The organism is Streptomyces justiciae (genome assembly GCF_015163075.1).
Lineage (GTDB): Bacteria > Actinomycetota > Actinomycetes > Streptomycetales > Streptomycetaceae > Streptomyces > Streptomyces justiciae.
Map to the genome: position 1 here is coordinate 185,120 of NZ_JADDXU010000005.1, position 16,243 is coordinate 201,362.

The following is a 16,243-nucleotide window of genomic DNA, read 5'->3' on the forward strand; positions in this document are numbered from 1 at the left end:
CGTCGTACCGAAGGACCTCAGTCCTCGAACGTCGCCGACAGTGCCTCCGCCAGGCCCGGGACCAGGGCGCCGCCCGTGAGGACCTCCGTCGGGGAGTCCTTCTCGCGCAGGCGCAGGGCCGAGTCGCGGGTGCCGTCGCGCAGGACCGCGACCGTCATCCGGACCTCCTGGCGGTCGGGGTGCTTGGCGACCCACTGGGCGAGCTTCTTGTCGCTCAGGCCCTCGGGGACCTGTGCCTCGGCGGACGGGGGCAGCATGAGGCGCTCCACCGTCAGGGCGCAGCCGGCCACCGCGTCGGGCCAGGCGATGGTGCCGAGGAACTCGTCGAGCGGCTTGCCCGCCGGGATCTCCTCCTGCTCGATCGGGGTGAGACCGGAGGACTCCTGCTCGTCCTCCAGGCCGAGCTGGGCCGCGAGGGCAGGTTCCTGGGCTCGCAGTCGCGCGGTGTCTACGAGGGCGAAGAGGCGAGCGGGCTGGTCCCAGCCGAGGCCGGAGACGTACTCGTCGATCTCGAGTACGGCCCGGGTCAGGGGGCTCGCTGCCATAGGAGTGTTGGACATGGTCACAATCCTGCCTCGTTCATGGCCGGAATCGGGAACCGAGTAAAGCGTGAGTAAGTTGCATAGGTGAGGGCCTACGATCACGTGGCCCACGGACGGCCCGTGAACACGCGGGCCTGACGGACCAACAGCGAACTTCGAGGTGCGCACCTTGGCTTTCCAGATGCCGGACCGCGGCGGAGGCCCCACGGGGCCGCGGATGAGAGTGGGCCGCCCGTCCCGGCGTGTCCGGACCCTGCTCATGACGCTGGGCGTCCTTGCCGTACTCGGCATGGCGTTCACCATGTTCGCCGGGTTCTGGACCGACTGGCTCTGGTATCGGTCGGTGAACTACTCGTCCGTGTTCACGACCACCCTGTGGACCAAGATCGGGCTGTTCTTCGTCTTCGGTCTGCTCATGGCCCTGGCGGTCGGGTTCAACATCTGGCTGGCGCACCGGCTGCGGCCGCCGCTGAGCGCCATGTCGATGGAGCAGCAGAACCTCGACCGCTACCGCATGGGCATCGCGCCGTACAAGAAGTGGCTGCTGCTCGGGATCACGGCCCTGGTCGGCCTCATCGCCGGCGCCTCGGCGTCCAGCCAGTGGCGGACCTGGCTGATGTGGGTCAACGGCGTCTCCTTCCACGAGAAGGACCCGCAGTTCAAGCTCGACATCTCCTTCTACACCTTCGACCTGCCCTGGTACCGGTTCCTGCTCGGCTTCGGCTTCGCCGCCGCGATCCTGTCCGTGATCGCCGCCGCGCTGACCCACTACCTGTACGGCGGGCTGAGGATCACCTCCCCGGGCGCGCGTGCCACGGCCGCCGCGACCGGGCATCTGTCGGTGCTGCTCGGCATCTTCGTCGCCCTGAAGGCGGTGGCCTACTGGCTGGACCGGTACGGCCTGGCGGTGAAGTCCAGCGACTTCAAGGCGACCGACAACTGGACCGGCCTGAGGTACGTCGACGCCAACGCCTATCTGCCGGCCAAGACGATCCTGTTCTGCATCGCCGTCATCTGCGCCCTGCTGTTCTTCGCCACCCTGTGGCGGCGCACCTGGCAGCTGCCGGTCATCGGCTTCGGCCTGATGGTGCTCTCCGCGATCCTCATCGGCGGCCTGTACCCGGCGATCGTCCAGAAGTTCCAGGTCCAGCCGAACGAGCAGGCCAAGGAAGCGCCGTACGTCACGAAGAACCTCAAGGCGACCCGTGAGGCCTACGGCATCGACGACGCCCAGGTCAACGAGTACGAGGGCACGTCGAAGACGCAGGACAAGACCAAGCTGCGCGACGACGTCGCCGACGCGGCCAGCATCCGTGTCGTCGACCCGAACGTCGTCTCCCCGACGTTCCAGCAGCTCCAGCAGATCCGAAACTACTACGCGTTCCCGACCAACCTGGACGTCGACCGCTACAGCAAGGACGGCAAGGACCAGGACACGGTCATCGGTCTGCGTGAGCTGAACCTCAACGGCATTCCGAAGAACAACTGGATCAACGACCACTTCCGCTACACCCACGGCTACGGCGTGGTCGCCGCCAAGGGCACCGACGCCGACTCCGAGGGCCGCCCGGTCTTCACCGAGTCCGACCTGCCCTCCGAGGGTGACCTCGGGACGTACGAGCAGCGGATCTACTACGGCGAGAAGACGACCGAGTACTCGATCGTCGGCGGTCCCCAGAAGGAGATCGACTACTCCGACGACAGCGGTGAGAAGACCTTCACCTACACCGGCAAGAGCGGGGTCAACCTCTCCAACCCGATCAACCGGGCCGCGTACGCGGTGGCGTTCAGCGAGCCGCAGATCCTCTACTCCGGCGCGATCGGCGAGGGCTCGCGGATTCTGTACAACCGCACGCCGAAGGAGCGCGTCGAGGCGGTCGCCCCCTGGCTGACCATCGACGGCGACGCCTACCCGGCGGTCGTCGACGGCAGGATCCAGTGGATCGTCGACGCGTACACGACGACGAACGGCTACCCGTACTCCTCGCGTACGACCCTCGGTGACACCACGGCCGACTCGCTGACCGCGACGAACAACTCGCGCGCGGTGGTGGCCCAGCAGAACCAGGTCAACTACATCCGCAACTCGGTGAAGGCGACCGTCGACGCGTACACCGGCCAGGTCAAGCTCTATCAGTGGGACACCAAGGACCCGGTCCTGAAGACCTGGATGAAGGCGTTCCCGGGCACGGTGAAGGACAAGAGCGAGATCTCGCAGTCGCTCATGGCCCATCTGCGTTACCCGCAGGACCTGTTCAAGGTCCAGCGCGAGCTGCTCAGCCGGTACCACGTGAAGGACGCGACGACGTTCCTGTCCGGCTCCGAGGTGTGGCAGGTGCCGGACGACCCGACCAACACCTCGGGCGACGCGGTGCCGCCGTACTACCTGAGCATGAAGATGCCGGACCAGAAGGCACAGGCGTTCTCGCTCACGACGACGTTCACGCCCAACGGCCGGGACCAGCTCAGTGCGTTCATGGCGGTCGACGCCGAGGCGGGCACCAGCGACTACGGCAAGATCAGAATCCTGAAACTGCCGACGAACACCACCGTCAGCGGTCCCAAACAGGTGCAGGCCCAGTTCAACTCCGAACAGAACATCGCCGAGACCATCAGCCTCCTCAACAGAGGCGATTCCAAGGTGGAGTACGGCAACCTGCTGACGGTGCCGCTCGACGGAGGACTGCTCTACGTGGAGCCGGTCTACGTACGCGGTGGTGGACTGAAGTACCCGCTGCTGCGCAAGGTGTTGGTGACCTACGGAGGCAACACCGCCTTCGAGGACACCCTCGACGAGGCGCTCAACAAGGTCTTCGGAGCGGAGGGCCAGACCACCACGCCACCGGAGGACGAGGGCGGGGGCACCACGAATCCGCCCACCTCCGACAACCCGACGGTCCAACAGGCCCTGGACGACGCCCAGAAGGCCTTCGAGGACGGCCAGGAAGCCCTGAAGAAGGGCGACTGGGAGGCGTACGGCGTGGCGCAGAAGGATCTGGAGGACGCGCTCCAGCGGGCCGAGGACGCGCAGTCCAAGGCGGACAAGACGACCCCGAAGCCCAGCGCGAGTCCGAGCTCCGGTCCGAGTTCCAAGCCGAGCTCCAGTCCGAGTCCGAGCAGCAGTCCCAGCGGCTGAACAACCGCTGGACAACGGTCCGTCGACGGCTGATCAACAGCTGATCGAATGACCGCCCCCGCGCCGTGGTACGGTTGCCGCACAACGGCGCGGGGTGGAGCAGCTCGGTAGCTCGCTGGGCTCATAACCCAGAGGTCGCAGGTTCAAATCCTGTCCCCGCTACTGAAGACGAAGGCCCGGATCCTGATCAAGGATCCGGGCCTTCGTGATGTGCGAACGGTCTACGAACGCGTGTGCCGGAGGGAGTGATGGACGTGCCGCCGTGGGGAGTTGGGGGAACTGTGTTTGACTTGTCTCTCTGTGGGCATGTCGACAAAACGCTGAAGTGACCTCACTGGCTGCGGTATACCAGGTGTACCCAGGTTGCAGGTGGTGCGACGATGGATGTTATGGGGGACAAGGCAACTCTGTACGAGACAGGGCGATTTGTGCAGCCCTCCGACCGTGACGGGGCGGTGGAGGGCGCCGAAGAGGCTGCCGAGGAAGTACGTCAGCGGCTCGCCGCCGAAGCCGGCGACGTCGAGGCGATGAGCGTCCTCGGGGCCATGCTGCTGCGCCGCGGTGATCTCGACGGAGCCGAACCCCAACTGCGTGCCGCCACCGCCGCCGGCGACCGCGCCGCCGCCAACAACCTGGGTGTCCTTCTCCACCAGCGCGGTTACGCCGACGAAGCGGCCGGCTGGTGGCGGATCGCCGCCGTCGCCGGCTCCGCCGCGGCCGCGCACGCGCTCGGCCGCCACCACCGCGAGCGGGGCGACGAACCCGCCGCCGAGTACTGGCTCCAGCAGTCCGCCGAACAGGGCCACGCGCTGGGCGCGTACGCGCTCGCCGACCTGCTGGAGCACCGCGGGGACGCCGGGGCCGGCCACTGGATGCGGGCCGCGGCCGAGCGGGGGCACCGCGAGGCGGCGTACCGGCTCGCGCGCGCTCTCGACCGACAGGTGGCGGACGAGGGGGACGACGGGGCTGACAACGGTGTCGCGCAGGCCGCGGAGGCCGAGCAGTGGTACCGGCAGGCCGCCGCGCGCGGACACCAGCGGGCCGCGCTGTACCTCGGCGCGATCCTCGAGAAGCGCGGCGAGCTCAAGGAGGCCGGGCGCTGGTACCTGACCTCCGCCAAGGACGGCGAGGCCCGGGCCGCCTGCGCGCTCGGGTTCCTGCTGCGCGACGCTGGGGACACCGAGAGCGCCGCCGTGTGGTGGCTGCGGGCCGCGCAGGACGGCGACGGCAACGCCGCCAACGCGCTGGGCGCGCTGCACGCCGAGCGGGGCGAGACACAGACCGCCGAGCGCTGGTACCGGGCCGCGATGGACGCCGGGGACGTGAACGGCGCGTACAACCTCGGGCTGCTCTGCGCCGAGCAGGGGCGGACCGCGCAGGCCGAGCAGTGGTACCGGCGGGCCGCGTACGCCGGGCACCGCGAGGCGGCGAACGCGCTGGCGATCCTGCTGCTCCAGGTCGGCGACGCGACCGGAGCCGAGCCGTGGTTCTCCAAGGCGGCCGAGGCCGGGAGCGTGGACGCCGCGTTCAACCTGGGCATCCTCTTCGCCGGGCGGGGCGAGGACGCCGTCGCGCTGCGCTGGTACGAGCGGGCCGCCGCCGCCGGGCACACCGAGGCCGCGCTCCAGGTCGGGATCGCGCGGCTGCGGGACGGGGACGAGCCGGAGGCGGAACGGCATCTGCGGTGCGCGGCAGGCGGGGGCAGCGCGGAGGCGGCGTACCGGCTGGCGACCGTGCTCGACGCGCGGCGGCCGCCCGCGCCGGCGCACGAGCTGGGGGAGTCCGTGCACCTGACCAAGAGCGAGTGCGAGGAGTGGTACGAGCGGGCGGCCTCTCAGGGGCATCGGCGGGCGCAGGTGCGGGTGGGGATGCTCGCGGCGGCTCGGGGCGATGTCGTGGAGGCGGCTCGGTGGTACCGGGAGGCGGCGGAGGCGGGGTCGCGGAACGGGGCGTTCAATCTGGGGCTGCTGTTGGCTCGGGAGGGGAGTGAGCCGGAGGCTGCCGTGTGGTGGACGCGGGCCGCTGATGCGGGGCATGGGCGGGCGGCGTTGCGGTTGGCCCTGGTCTACGCGCGTCGGGGGGAGCTGGCGGAGGGGCAGCGGTGGGCTGATCGGGCCGTGTCGTTGGGGCCGGGGGAGGTTTCGGAGCGGGCGGCGAGATTGCGGGACGCGTTGCGGGAGGAGCTGTCGGCGTGACGGGTGCGGCTGGGTGGGGGTTGCTGTCGGAGGCGTTTCGCTTGCCCGCGCTGGCGGGGTGCCGCTGCGCCCACCCGTGCCGCCCCAGCGGCACGACTGCCCGCAGCTACGGCAGCTGACGGCCGCTGCTGGGTGGGCGCCGCCGGCGGAAGGACCGCTGGCGGTCGATAACCGATTTGCCTCTCTCCTCGCCGTTGACGTAGTGTTCATTTCACCGACGCGGGGTGGAGCAGCTCGGTAGCTCGCTGGGCTCATAACCCAGAGGTCGCAGGTTCAAATCCTGTCCCCGCTACTGAAGGCCTAGGGCCGGAATCCGAAAGGGTTCCGGCCCTAGGTGTTTTCACGGAGTGTGGCCCACCGCTTCCTCGTACAGGGACCGGTCCACCGTCCTCGACTCCGGTAGCGCTTCGCCCTCCATCACGCCCTGGGCCTTGTACGCGGCCTGGAGGCGGTCCGTCGTGCCCTTGCGGATCTCCCAGTCCATGCGCAGGGGTGGGGTGGACTCCAGGATCTTGCGGTCCGTCTTCAGGAGCTTCGCCAGGTATGTGACGAACGCCTCGTCGTGTTTGTAGTCCGTGGCGAAGTACGAGTTCACCGTGCGGATGTACGCCCGCAGCACCGCCACCCCCGCGTCCACGTCGTCCTGGAGCAGGCTGCGGCCGTACAGCATGCCGCCCAGCGGCTCACCGGCGGGCTGGCCGCCCAGGAACGCGTAGTCCGGCTTGTCGTCGACCTTACGCCACACCGGGTCGAGGAGCCAGGCGGAGTCGACGCCGCCGTTCTGGAGGGCGGTGAGGACGTCGGCGGAGCCGAGCTGCTGGTAGGTGATCTCGTCGAGGGCGCCGCCGTGCCGCTCCAGGGCCTTCTCCATGGGGTACGCGATGACGGAGCCCTTGCCGATCATCGTGCCCAGCTTGCGGTCGGCCATCGACACGCTGTCCGCGGTCTCACCGTCCTTGAGGCGCACCCACAGGCCGCTCTTGGACTCCGGGTCGGGTGAGAAGTTCCCCGCGACCCATTTGATGTCGAAGCCGCCGCGGATGCCGTTCATCACGGCCGCCTCGGGCGCCGCCCAGACCGCGTCGATGTCGCCCTTGGCGAGGAGGGGGAGCGCGTCCGGCGTGGGGAGGACCTTGAGGGTGACGTCCAGGCCCTCCTTCTTGAACTCGCCCTTTTCGAGGGCCACTTGCAGCGGCGCCACGTACTCCGCGCTCAGCGTGCCCGTCGCGATGGTCACCTTGCGCGGCTCGGCGAGAGGCTGTGCGGGCGGCGCGCCCTGCTGGCAGCGGGCCGGTTCCCGGGTCGGGGAGAGGTCGGCGGGGTCCGTCCACGCCGTGTCACCGCAGCCCTCGACCGGGCCGATCGTGCGGTTGCCCGCGTTGGTCTTCGGCTTCGTGTCCGAGTCGTACGGCGATCCTCCGCAGGCCGACGCCATGAGGAGCGCCGCCACCACCGCCGTACACGTACGTTTCCTCATGACTGCCCCCGTCCGCGGTCCCGCGGTGCCCACGGTGTGAGCAACCGGCCCACCGCCCGCACCAGTTCGGAGAAGACGACACCGAGCACGGCCACGCACACGATGCCCACGAACATCACGTCGTTCTGGAACAGCGCCCGTGAGTCGAAGATCAGATGGCCCAGGCCGTTCGTCGCCGCGATCTGCTCCGAGGCGACGATCACCAGGACCGCCACGCCCGCCGCGATCCGCGCGCCCACCAGGACGGCCGGGAGGGAGGCGGGGAGCAGGACGTGGCGGAACATCTGCCAGGGGGAGGCGCCGAAGACCTGGCCGGCGTCGCGGTGGCCGGAGGGGATCGCCATGACCGCGGACATCGTCGAGATCCAGACGAAGAAGAAGACGGTCGTCGCCACCAGGGCGACCTGCGGGCCCTCGCCGAGGCCGAACATGTTCAGGAAGATCGGCAGCAGAGCGAGTTTCGGGACCACGTACAGGGCGTCCAGGAGGGGTTCGAGGGCCGCCCGGATCAGGGAGAGTGAGCCCATCAGGAGGCCCAGCAGATAGCCGGCCGCGGTGCCCAGTGCGTAGCCGGCGAGGACGCGTTTCAGAGTGGCCCAGACATCCGGCCACAGGTCGCCCGCCGCTGCCCGGTCCCAGCCGTCGGCGAAGATCGTGGACGGGGCCGGGTAGACGCGGGCGTCGATCCAGGACTGGGTGGCGGCCAGTTGCCAGAGGAGGATCAGGAGCAGGGGGACGGCCGCCGCGAGGGACAGTTCAACGGCCCTTCGGCGGCGGTGGGTTCGTACGGGGTGGAGTTCCCGCGGGCCCGGGGCGCGGACGAGTACCGACTCACGGTCGGGGGCGAGCGTCGTCATGCCGGTACCGCCTCCTTGCGCAGCAGGTCCCACAACTCGCTCTTCAGGGACGTGAATGCGGGGCTGTCGCGGATGTCGCCGGTGCGGGGGCGGGGGAACGGCGGGCGGTGCTCGGCGATGACGCGGCCCGGGCGGGCGGACATCACCAGGACCCGGTCGCCGAGGACGATCGCCTCCTCCAGGCTGTGCGTGATGAACAGGGTGGTCGTGCGCAGGGCTTGGGTGAGTTCCAGCAGCTCGTCCTGGAGGATCACGCGGAGTTGGGCGTCGAGCGCCGCGAACGGCTCGTCCATCAGCAGGAGTTCGGGTTCCACGGCCAGCGCCCTGGCGATCGCCACGCGCTGCCGCATGCCGCCCGACAGGGTGGCCGGGTAGGCGTCGGCGAAGTCGGCCAGGCCCAGGCGGGCCAGCCAGGAGTCGGCGCGGGCGTTCGCCTCCCGGCGGGGGACGCGTTGGATGTCGAGGCCGAAGCGGACGTTGGCGCGGACCGTCTTCCAGTCGTAGATGCCGTAGTCCTGGAAGATCATGGCGGCCGGGCGGGCCGTGGACGTGCGGATCTCCAGGGTGCCCGTGCTCGGGCGCAGCAGGCCCGCGGCGATGCGCAGCAGCGTCGACTTGCCGCAGCCCGAGGGGCCGACCAGGCAGACGAACTCGCCGGGGGCGACGGTGAGGTCCAGCGGGCCGAGGGCGTCGACCGTGCGCGGCGGGCGGCCGAAGGTGCGGGTGAGGGCGGTGGCGTGGAGCTTCGGATGCGGTGAGTGCCGGTTCTCGGCGGCGGGTTCTGGGTGCGGATCTCCCACGGGTGCTCCTTGTGTGGCGCGGAGTGGGGGTGTCGCACGACGATATGACGGTCCGTCAGATTCAGGAAGCCTGTAGGCAGCACAAAGCCCCGGTGCCACAGAGGGCGCCGGGGCTTTGTGCGGGCTTGCTTACGCCGCCGCGCAGTTGGGGCAGATGCCGCGGTACGTCACCTCGACGTCCGAGACCTTGAAGCCGAAGCGCTCGGAGTCGGGGAGGTCGGCCAGCGGGTTGCCGCTGGGGTGGACGTCCTTGATCGCGCCGCACTGGGCGCAGACCAGGTGGTGGTGTGGACGGTGCGCGTTGGGGTCGTAGCGCTTGGCGCGCTTGTCGGTGGCGACCTCGAGGACCTCGCCGAGCGAGACCAGCTCGCCCAGCGTGTTGTAGACGGTGGCCCGGGAGATCTCGGGCAGCTTGGCGACGGCCCGGGAGTGGACCTCGTCGGCCGTCAGGTGGACGTGTTCGCCGTCGAGGACCTCGGCCACGACGCGCCGCTGCGCGGTCATCCGCCATCCACGTCCGCGCAGCCGTTCCAGAAGGTCACTCATACGCGCCAGCCTAACAGAAGGGGACCAGGTCGCGAATGGGTGTGATTTTAGACCTTGTCTAATCTGGCGCTCAGTGGGAGAGGGTCATCTGCTGTCGTACCGGTGCCCAGCAGCGGATGATGTCGCGCACCGAGACGATGCCGATGGGCTCGCCCCGGTCCAGGACGATGAGGTGGCGGAAGCCGCCGTGGGCCATCGCCCGCGCCGCCTCCTCCAGGGTCCAGGACGGCGCCGCGAAGACGACGTCGGTGGTGGTGTGGGCGTGGGTGGGCTCGGTGTCCGGGTTCTGGCCCAGGCCCACGGCGTTGAGGACGTCGCGTTCGGTGAGGATGCCGATGCCGGTGCCGTCGGGGTCGAGGACCACGGCCGCGCCGACGCGGCGGGCGGACATCAGGGCGGCTGCCTGGCGCAGGGTGTGGGTGGGGCCGATGGTGAGGACGACTGTGCTCATGGCGTCGCGGACGAGCATGGGTGCGGAGTCACCTCCTGAGGAACCACCGGGTTTGTTCAGTGGTTCACAAGTTCACAAATGAGGGTCCTCTCAGAGTCGCAGGTAAAGCGCGGGTCAACAAGGGGGCGCGTGCGGCCAATTGAGGGCGCACGCGCTCATCTGCGCTTTTCGCTGGGGAGGGCGCCGGCGATCAGTACCGCTGGTTGAGATATCCCAGCAACTCGTCGTGGAGGAGCCCGTTCGACGCGGCCGCGTTGCCGCTGTGCGGGCCCGGGCGGCCGTCCAGGCCGGTGAAGCTGCCGCCCGCCTCGGTGACGATGATCGCGTTGGCGGCCATGTCCCACAGGGACAGCTCGGGCTCGGCGCAGATGTCGACGGCGCCCTCGGCGACCAGCATGTAGGGCCAGAAGTCGCCGTACGCGCGCGTGCGCCACACCTCGCGGGTCAGGTCCAGGAAGCCGTTCAGCCGGCCCTGCTCCTCCCAGCCGCTCAGCGAGGAGTACGCGAAGGAGGCGTCGGACAGCTTGCCGACCTGGGAGACGCGCAGCCGGGAGGCCGAGGAGAGGCTGCGGCCGGTGAAGGCGCCGTAACCCTTCGCGGCCCACCAGCGGCGGCCGAGTGCGGGCGCGGAGACCACGCCGACGACGGGCTGGAAGCCGCCTTCGCCCGCCTCCATCAGGGAGATCAGGGTGGCCCATACGGGGACGCCGCGGACGTAGTTCTTGGTGCCGTCGATCGGGTCGACGACCCAGCGGCGGGGGCCGGTGCCCTGGACGCCGTACTCCTCGCCCAGGATCGCGTCGCGCGGGCGGGCGCGCTGGAGCTGGGTGCGGATCAAGTCCTCCGCGGCCTTGTCCGCTTCGCTCACCGGGGTCATGTCCGGCTTCGTCTCGACCTTGAGGTCGAGGGCCTTGAAGCGGTCCATGGTGGCTGCGTCGGCCGCGTCGGCGAGGACATGGGCGAAGCGGAGGTCGTCGAGGTAGTCCGGCATGCGACGAACGGTATCTGCCGGGGGTGGTACGGGGCTACAGGGGCCGGAGTGTGGACAGCCGGGTAGGCAGGTGACCGTGTGCGCGCCCCCCGGCGCGTCCGCGAACCCTTGACAGTGCCCCCACGCGCGTCAAATCTGGGCGCAGAGCCGCTCCCCTAGGAGGCGATGATGCCTGCAGCGAGGGAATCTCTGCTGGACGCCGCGTACACGGCGCTGGCGCGCCGGCCGTGGTCCGCCGTGCGGATGGTGGACGTCGCCGCGGCGGCCGGAGTGTCCCGGCAGACGCTGTACAACGAGTTCGGGAGCAAGGACGGGCTGGCTCGCGCGCTCGTGAGAAGGGAGGCCGACGGGTATCTCGCCGGCGTCGAACGCGCCCTCGCCACCCACACCGACCCCCGTGAGCGGCTGACCGCCACCGCCGAGTGGACGGCCGCCACCGCCCGCGAGAACGCGCTCGTACGGGCCATGCTCACCGGCTGCTGGAGCGAGCGGCTGCCCACGCCGACGCTGACCGCGGTCCCGTCCTCATCCGCGGTACCGGCACAGCGCCGGGCCGACGGCCCGCTGCCCTCACCCGGCGACTTCGTGGCGCTGGTGCGTGACCGCGCCGTGGCGGTGCTGGGCGGACCCGGCGCCGCCAAGCCGGACACCGCCGAACTGGCCCGCTCCTGCGAACTCGCCGTACGGCTCGCCATCTCCTGCGTGTCGGCACCGCCGGGGGAGGGTGGCGTCACCGACCTGGTGCGCGCCGCGCTGCACCGGCAGCCGGTGGTCTAGTGCGCCGAGCCCGACAGCTGGAGGCCGATCACGCCGACGATGACGAAGCTGATCGAGACGAGCTTCAAGGTCGAGACCAGGTCACCGAGGAAGATCATGCCGTAGATGGCGGTGCCCGCCGCGCCGATGCCCGTCCACACCGCGTACGCCGGGCCCACGTCGAGCTTCTTCAGGGACAGGGTCAGCAGACCGAAGCTGCCGAGGGCGAAGATGCAGAACGCGACCGTGGGCCAGAGCCGGGTGAAGCCGTGGGAGAGCTTCAGACACACGGCGAATCCGGTCTCGAGCAACCCGGCCACCACCACCAGCAGCCACGCCATGTGCTGTCCTCCCGTATGTCCGGCCGGTCCGGCTCGGTGCGATTATGCACTTACCGGACTCGCGGGCCCACAAACAACGCGGAGGTCAGTCGCCTTCCTTCCGCTCCCGCGTGGCCAGCAGCCGGCGCAGTGAGTAGAGGCGGGCGGGGTCCGCGTGGCCGTCCGCCACCCACTGGTCGAGCGCGCAGTCCGGCTCGTCATGACTGCACGCGCGCGGGCAGCCCTCGGTTCCCGGTTCCAGGTCCGGGAACGCGTGGATCACCCGGGACGGATCGACGTGGTGCAGGCCGAACGACCGTACGCCCGGGGTGTCGATCACCCAGCCGTCGTCCCCCGCCAGGGGCAGGGCCAGTGCCGACGTCGTCGTGTGCCTGCCTCGGCCGGTCACGGCGTTCACATGACCGGTCAGTCGTCGCCGCTCCACCGGGACCAGCGCGTTCACCAGGGTCGTCTTGCCGACGCCGGAGTGGCCGACGAACGCGGTGATCTTGCCGTCGAGCTGCTCGCGCACCCGGTCCGCCGCGTCGCCGTTCTCCAACTCCTCGCGGCTGGTGACGACGTAGGGAATGTCGAGATCGCCGTACAGCTCCAGGAGCTTGTCCGGCGGGGCGAGGTCCGACTTCGTCAGGACCAGGAGCGGTTCCAGGCCGCCGTCGTACGCCGCGACCAGGCAGCGGTCGATGAGGCGCGGGCGGGGCTCGGGGTCGGCGAGGGCGGTGACGATGGCGAGCTGGTCGGCGTTGGCGACGACCACCCGCTCGTACGGGTCGTCGTCGTCCGCCGTGCGGCGCAGGACCGAGGTGCGCGGCTCGATGCGGACGATCCGGGCCAAGGTGTCCTTCTGACCGGAGAGATCACCGACGATGGCGACCCGGTCACCGACGATCGCGGCCTTGCGGCCCAGTTCGCGGGCCTTCATCGCCATCACGATCCGGTCCTCGACCAGACAGGTCAGCCGGCCCCGGTCGACGGTGAGGACCATGCCCTCGGACGCGTCCTCGTGCTTCGGGCGGATGTTCGTACGCGGCCGGTTGCCCTTGCGATTGGGGCGGGAGCGGATGTCGTCCTCGTCGGTGTGCTTGCCGTAGCGGCGCATGGCGGTGGTCCCTAAGCCCCGAGCATCCCGGTCCACAGCTCGGGGAAGTCCGGCAGCGTCTTGGCCGTCGTCGCCACGTTCTCGATCTGGACGCCCTCGACCGCGAGGCCGATGATCGCTCCGGCCGTCGCCATGCGGTGGTCCTCGTAGGTGTGGAAGGTGCCGCCGTGCAGGGTGCGCGGGCGGATGTGGAGGCCGTCGGCGGTCTCGGTGACGTCACCGCCGAGTTCGTTGATCTCCTTGGTGAGCGCGGCCAGCCGGTCCGTCTCGTGCAGCCGCAGATGCGCGACGCCGCGCAGGGTCGAGGGGGAGTCAGCGAGGGCGGCGACCGCCGCGATGCCCGGGGTCAGCTCGCCGACCTCGCTCAGGTCGACGTCGATGCCGTGGATCGCACCCGAACCGGTGAACACCAGCCCGTACTCGGTGAGTTCGCAGGAACCGCCCATCTCGGTGAAGATCTCCCGCAGCCTGTCACCGGGCTGCGTGGTGCGGGCCGGCCAGTCCGGGATCACGACCTTGCCGCCGGTCACCAGGGCCGCCGCCAGGAACGGCTGGGCGTTGGAGAGGTCCGGCTCGATGGTCAGGTCCCGGCCGAGCAGCGCGCCCGGCGTCACCCGCCAGACGTTCGGCTCGCCGCCCGACTCCGGGGTGTCCACCTGGGCGCCGACCGCGCGCAGCATGTCGACGGTCATCCGGATGTGGGGGAGGGAGGGGAGGCTGGCACCGACGTGGCGGACCTCGACGCCCTGGTTGAAGCGGGGGCCGGAGAGCAGCAGCGCGCTCACGAACTGGGACGAGCTCGACGCGTCGATCTCCACCGGGCCGCCGTCCAGCGCGCCTCCGCCGTGGACCGTCAACGGCAGCGCGCCACGGCCGTCGTCGTCGATACGGGCGCCGAGGACGCGGAGGGCGTCGATGACGCCGTTCAGGGGGCGCTCGTACGACCGCGGGTCACCGTCGAAACGGACGGGGCCGTCGGCGAGGGCGGCGACGGGAGGCAGGAAGCGCATGACGGTGCCGGCGTTGCCGACGTTCACGGTGGCCGGGCCGCGGAGGCCTGCCGGCAGGACGCGCCAGGTCTCTCCGGTGCCGTCGGGGCCCACGCCCTCCTCGATGCCCACGCCCATCTCGCGGAGGGCGGCTGCCATGAGGAGGGTGTCGCGGGAGCGGAGGGGGCGGCGGAGCCAGCCGGGCTCTGAGGCGAGGGCCGCGAGGACCAGGGCGCGGTTGGTGACGGACTTCGACCCCGGGACGTGGACCGTTGCGTCGACGGCTCCGCGCGCGTGGGGGGCGGGCCAGAGGGCGGTTTCTGCGGGGTTCAAAGCCATGGGGTCCACTTTAGTGGGGGGTGGTCTTTCGGGTGCGCCGCCGTAGTGGCTGGTCGCGCCCCGCGGCGGAGCCGCTATTAGATACAGCCCCGCGCCCCTGTGATGCGGCCCTTCGGGCCTGCATCACACCTCCAGCAACCACCTGCCGCCGCCTATCAATGAACACAGGCTCACCGCGTGGAACAGGAACAACCACAACCCCGCCGGCACATGCGTCAGCCTCGACAGCTGGTCCGCGTCCGAGTCGCCCGCGCCGCCCCTCGCTCGCTTCGCCTGCAACTCGAAAGCGGGACGGACCCCGCCCAGCAGCAGGAACCACACCACCGCGTACGCGAACGCCGCCTGCACCTGAGGGCCCGCCAGCCACGACACCACCACGAACGTGCCGCCCGTGAGGACCACCGTCAGGGCGCCGTACGCGTTGCGGATCATCACCAGCATCGCCACCAGGAGGGCCGTGGCCACCCAGAGGAGGAGGGTGATGCGGCCGGCGGCCAGGAGGGCGGCGCCGCCGAGGCCGAGCAGCGGGGGAGCGGTGTAGCCGGCGGAGGCGGTGAGGATCATGCCGATGCCGTACGGCTTGCCCTTGCTGACGGTCAGGCCGCTGGTGTCGGAGTGCAGGCGGATGCCGGTCAGCGTGCGGCCCGTGAGCAGGGCGACCAGGCCGTGGCCGCCCTCGTGGGCGATGGTGATGGCGTTGCGCGAGATACGCCACAGGGCGTGCGGGACGACTATGGCGAGCGCCGCGACCATGGTGGCCAGAACCACCCACAGGTCGGGGTCGGGCTGGGTGCCGATCAGCTCGTCCCAGAGAGAGGACGCGGTACTGGTGTCCATGTTCGGCGGTGGCTCCCTCTCGTCGTACGGAGTCTGGCAGTGTGGCACGTATGTGCGGACGGTATGCAGCGAGTCGTAGGCCCGAGGATCTCGCAGGAATCTTTGAGATCGAGCAGTGGGAACCCGAGGAGACCCTCGCCCCCGACTACAACGTGGCCCCGACCAAGGAGGTCTACGCCGTCCTCGACCGTCCTCTTAAGGACGCCGACGCTGCATCTACTAGTTCCTCCGTCACGGGGCGCCCGGTTCGGCAGCTGCGCAAGCTGAAGTGGGGACTGGTGCCGAGCTGGTCCAAGACCCCCGAGGGCGGCGCCCGGATGATCAACGCGCGCGCCGAGACCGTCCACGAGAAGCCGTCGTACAAGCGGGCCTTCTCCTCGCGCCGGTGCATCATCCCCGCCGACGGCTACTACGAGTGGGTCACCGCCGCCGCCGAGCGGGAGCTGGAGGTAGAGGGGAAGAAGAAGCGGCCGCGCAAGCAGCCGTACTTCGTGCTGCCGGCCGACGGGTCGGTGTTCGCGATGGCCGGGCTGTACGAGTTCTGGCGGGACAAGACGCTGCCCGACGACCATCCGCAGGCCTGGTGGGTGACCTGCTCGGTGATCACGACCGAGGCCGAGACCGGCCCGCTCGCCGTGGCCCCCGCCGACGGGCCGCGCGCCCTCGCCGACATCCACCCCCGGATGCCGCTGATGCTGACGCCGGACCGCTGGGACTCCTGGCTGGACCCGTCCCGTACCGATGTCGAGGACCTGCGTTCTCTCCTCGCGCCGCCCCCGCCCGGCCTCATGCGCGCCTACCCCGTCTCCACCGCCGTCAGCAATGTCCGCAACAACGGGCCGGAGCTGCTGAAGGAGCTGGAGGGGCCCGAGGAGGGCACACTCTTCTGA

General features: G+C 70.2%; 15 protein-coding genes and 2 tRNA genes. 6 read left to right on the forward strand and 11 right to left on the reverse strand.

Annotation, left to right across the window (positions count from 1 at the left end):
* Positions 1-17: 17 nt before the first annotated feature.
* Positions 18-560, reverse strand: a complete 543-nt coding sequence (locus IQ210_RS16155) for a PPA1309 family protein (RefSeq protein WP_194079715.1) — start codon at positions 558-560, stop codon at positions 18-20.
* Between the two features lie 163 nt (positions 561-723).
* On the opposite strand from IQ210_RS16155, the gene IQ210_RS16160 reads away from it, so the two are divergent.
* The 4 genes from IQ210_RS16160 (at position 724) to IQ210_RS16175 (ending at position 6,165) form a co-directional block, all read left to right on the forward strand.
* A complete protein-coding gene (locus IQ210_RS16160; protein ID WP_194079997.1) occupies positions 724-3,678 on the forward strand; it encodes a UPF0182 family membrane protein in 2,955 nt (984 codons plus the stop codon).
* 88 nt (positions 3,679-3,766) lie between these two features.
* Positions 3,767-3,840 (forward strand) — tRNA-Met (locus tag IQ210_RS16165).
* 218 nt (positions 3,841-4,058) lie between these two features.
* A complete protein-coding gene (locus IQ210_RS16170) occupies positions 4,059-5,873 on the forward strand; it encodes a TPR domain-containing protein (protein WP_194079716.1) in 1,815 nt (604 codons plus the stop codon).
* A gap of 218 nt (positions 5,874-6,091) precedes the next feature.
* Positions 6,092-6,165: transfer RNA gene (locus IQ210_RS16175), tRNA-Met, on the forward strand.
* Positions 6,166-6,213: 48 nt separating this feature from the next.
* On the opposite strand, the gene IQ210_RS16180 is transcribed toward IQ210_RS16175, so the two are convergent.
* From IQ210_RS16180 to hisN, 6 genes are all read right to left on the reverse strand, one after another.
* Entirely contained in the window at positions 6,214-7,350 is a 1,137-nt protein-coding gene (locus IQ210_RS16180) for an ABC transporter substrate-binding protein (RefSeq protein WP_194079717.1), read from the reverse strand.
* Entirely contained in the window at positions 7,347-8,207 is an 861-nt protein-coding gene (locus IQ210_RS16185) for an ABC transporter permease (protein WP_194079718.1), read from the reverse strand. The genes IQ210_RS16180 and IQ210_RS16185 overlap by 4 nt, the downstream gene beginning before the upstream one ends.
* Positions 8,204-9,007 (reverse strand): ABC transporter ATP-binding protein, encoded by an 804-nt coding sequence (locus IQ210_RS16190; RefSeq protein ID WP_194079719.1) that lies wholly within the window; start codon positions 9,005-9,007, stop codon positions 8,204-8,206. Before IQ210_RS16190 ends, IQ210_RS16185 begins: the two co-directional genes overlap by 4 nt.
* A 129-nt stretch (positions 9,008-9,136) precedes the next feature.
* Positions 9,137-9,553 carry a Fur family transcriptional regulator gene (locus tag IQ210_RS16195; protein WP_059192444.1) on the reverse strand — a complete coding sequence of 139 codons (417 nt, stop codon included), beginning with the start codon at positions 9,551-9,553 and terminating at the stop codon, positions 9,137-9,139.
* Positions 9,554-9,623: 70 nt separating this feature from the next.
* Positions 9,624-10,022 carry a CBS domain-containing protein gene (locus IQ210_RS16200; protein ID WP_194079720.1) on the reverse strand — a complete coding sequence of 133 codons (399 nt, stop codon included), beginning with the start codon at positions 10,020-10,022 and terminating at the stop codon, positions 9,624-9,626.
* Positions 10,023-10,194: 172 nt separating this feature from the next.
* The gene (gene hisN, locus IQ210_RS16205; protein WP_194079721.1) at positions 10,195-10,995 is read right to left on the reverse strand and encodes a histidinol-phosphatase; all 801 of its coding nucleotides are present in this window, start codon (positions 10,993-10,995) and stop codon (positions 10,195-10,197) included.
* 165 nt (positions 10,996-11,160) lie between these two features.
* Here hisN and IQ210_RS16210 point away from each other — a divergent pair, with 165 nt between their 5' ends.
* Complete coding sequence (locus IQ210_RS16210) at positions 11,161-11,772, forward strand: TetR/AcrR family transcriptional regulator (RefSeq protein ID WP_228047852.1); 612 nt, start codon at positions 11,161-11,163, stop codon at positions 11,770-11,772.
* On the opposite strand, the gene IQ210_RS16215 is transcribed toward IQ210_RS16210, so the two are convergent.
* From IQ210_RS16215 to IQ210_RS16230, 4 genes are all read right to left on the reverse strand, one after another.
* A complete protein-coding gene (locus IQ210_RS16215; protein ID WP_126274259.1) occupies positions 11,769-12,092 on the reverse strand; it encodes a DMT family transporter in 324 nt (107 codons plus the stop codon). The genes IQ210_RS16210 and IQ210_RS16215 overlap by 4 nt on opposite strands.
* An 85-nt stretch (positions 12,093-12,177) precedes the next feature.
* Complete coding sequence (gene rsgA, locus IQ210_RS16220) at positions 12,178-13,188, reverse strand: ribosome small subunit-dependent GTPase A (RefSeq protein WP_194079723.1); 1,011 nt, start codon at positions 13,186-13,188, stop codon at positions 12,178-12,180.
* An 11-nt stretch (positions 13,189-13,199) separates the two neighbouring features.
* Positions 13,200-14,516, reverse strand: coding sequence for a 3-phosphoshikimate 1-carboxyvinyltransferase (gene aroA / locus IQ210_RS16225; RefSeq protein WP_194079724.1), 1,317 nt, complete (start codon positions 14,514-14,516; stop codon positions 13,200-13,202).
* 123 nt (positions 14,517-14,639) lie between these two features.
* Entirely contained in the window at positions 14,640-15,353 is a 714-nt protein-coding gene (locus tag IQ210_RS16230; RefSeq protein WP_194079725.1) for a M50 family metallopeptidase, read from the reverse strand.
* A 50-nt stretch (positions 15,354-15,403) separates the two neighbouring features.
* On the opposite strand from IQ210_RS16230, the gene IQ210_RS16235 reads away from it, so the two are divergent.
* Positions 15,404-16,243: an SOS response-associated peptidase gene (locus IQ210_RS16235; protein ID WP_194079726.1), complete on the forward strand. Its 840-nt coding sequence runs from the start codon at positions 15,404-15,406 to the stop codon at positions 16,241-16,243.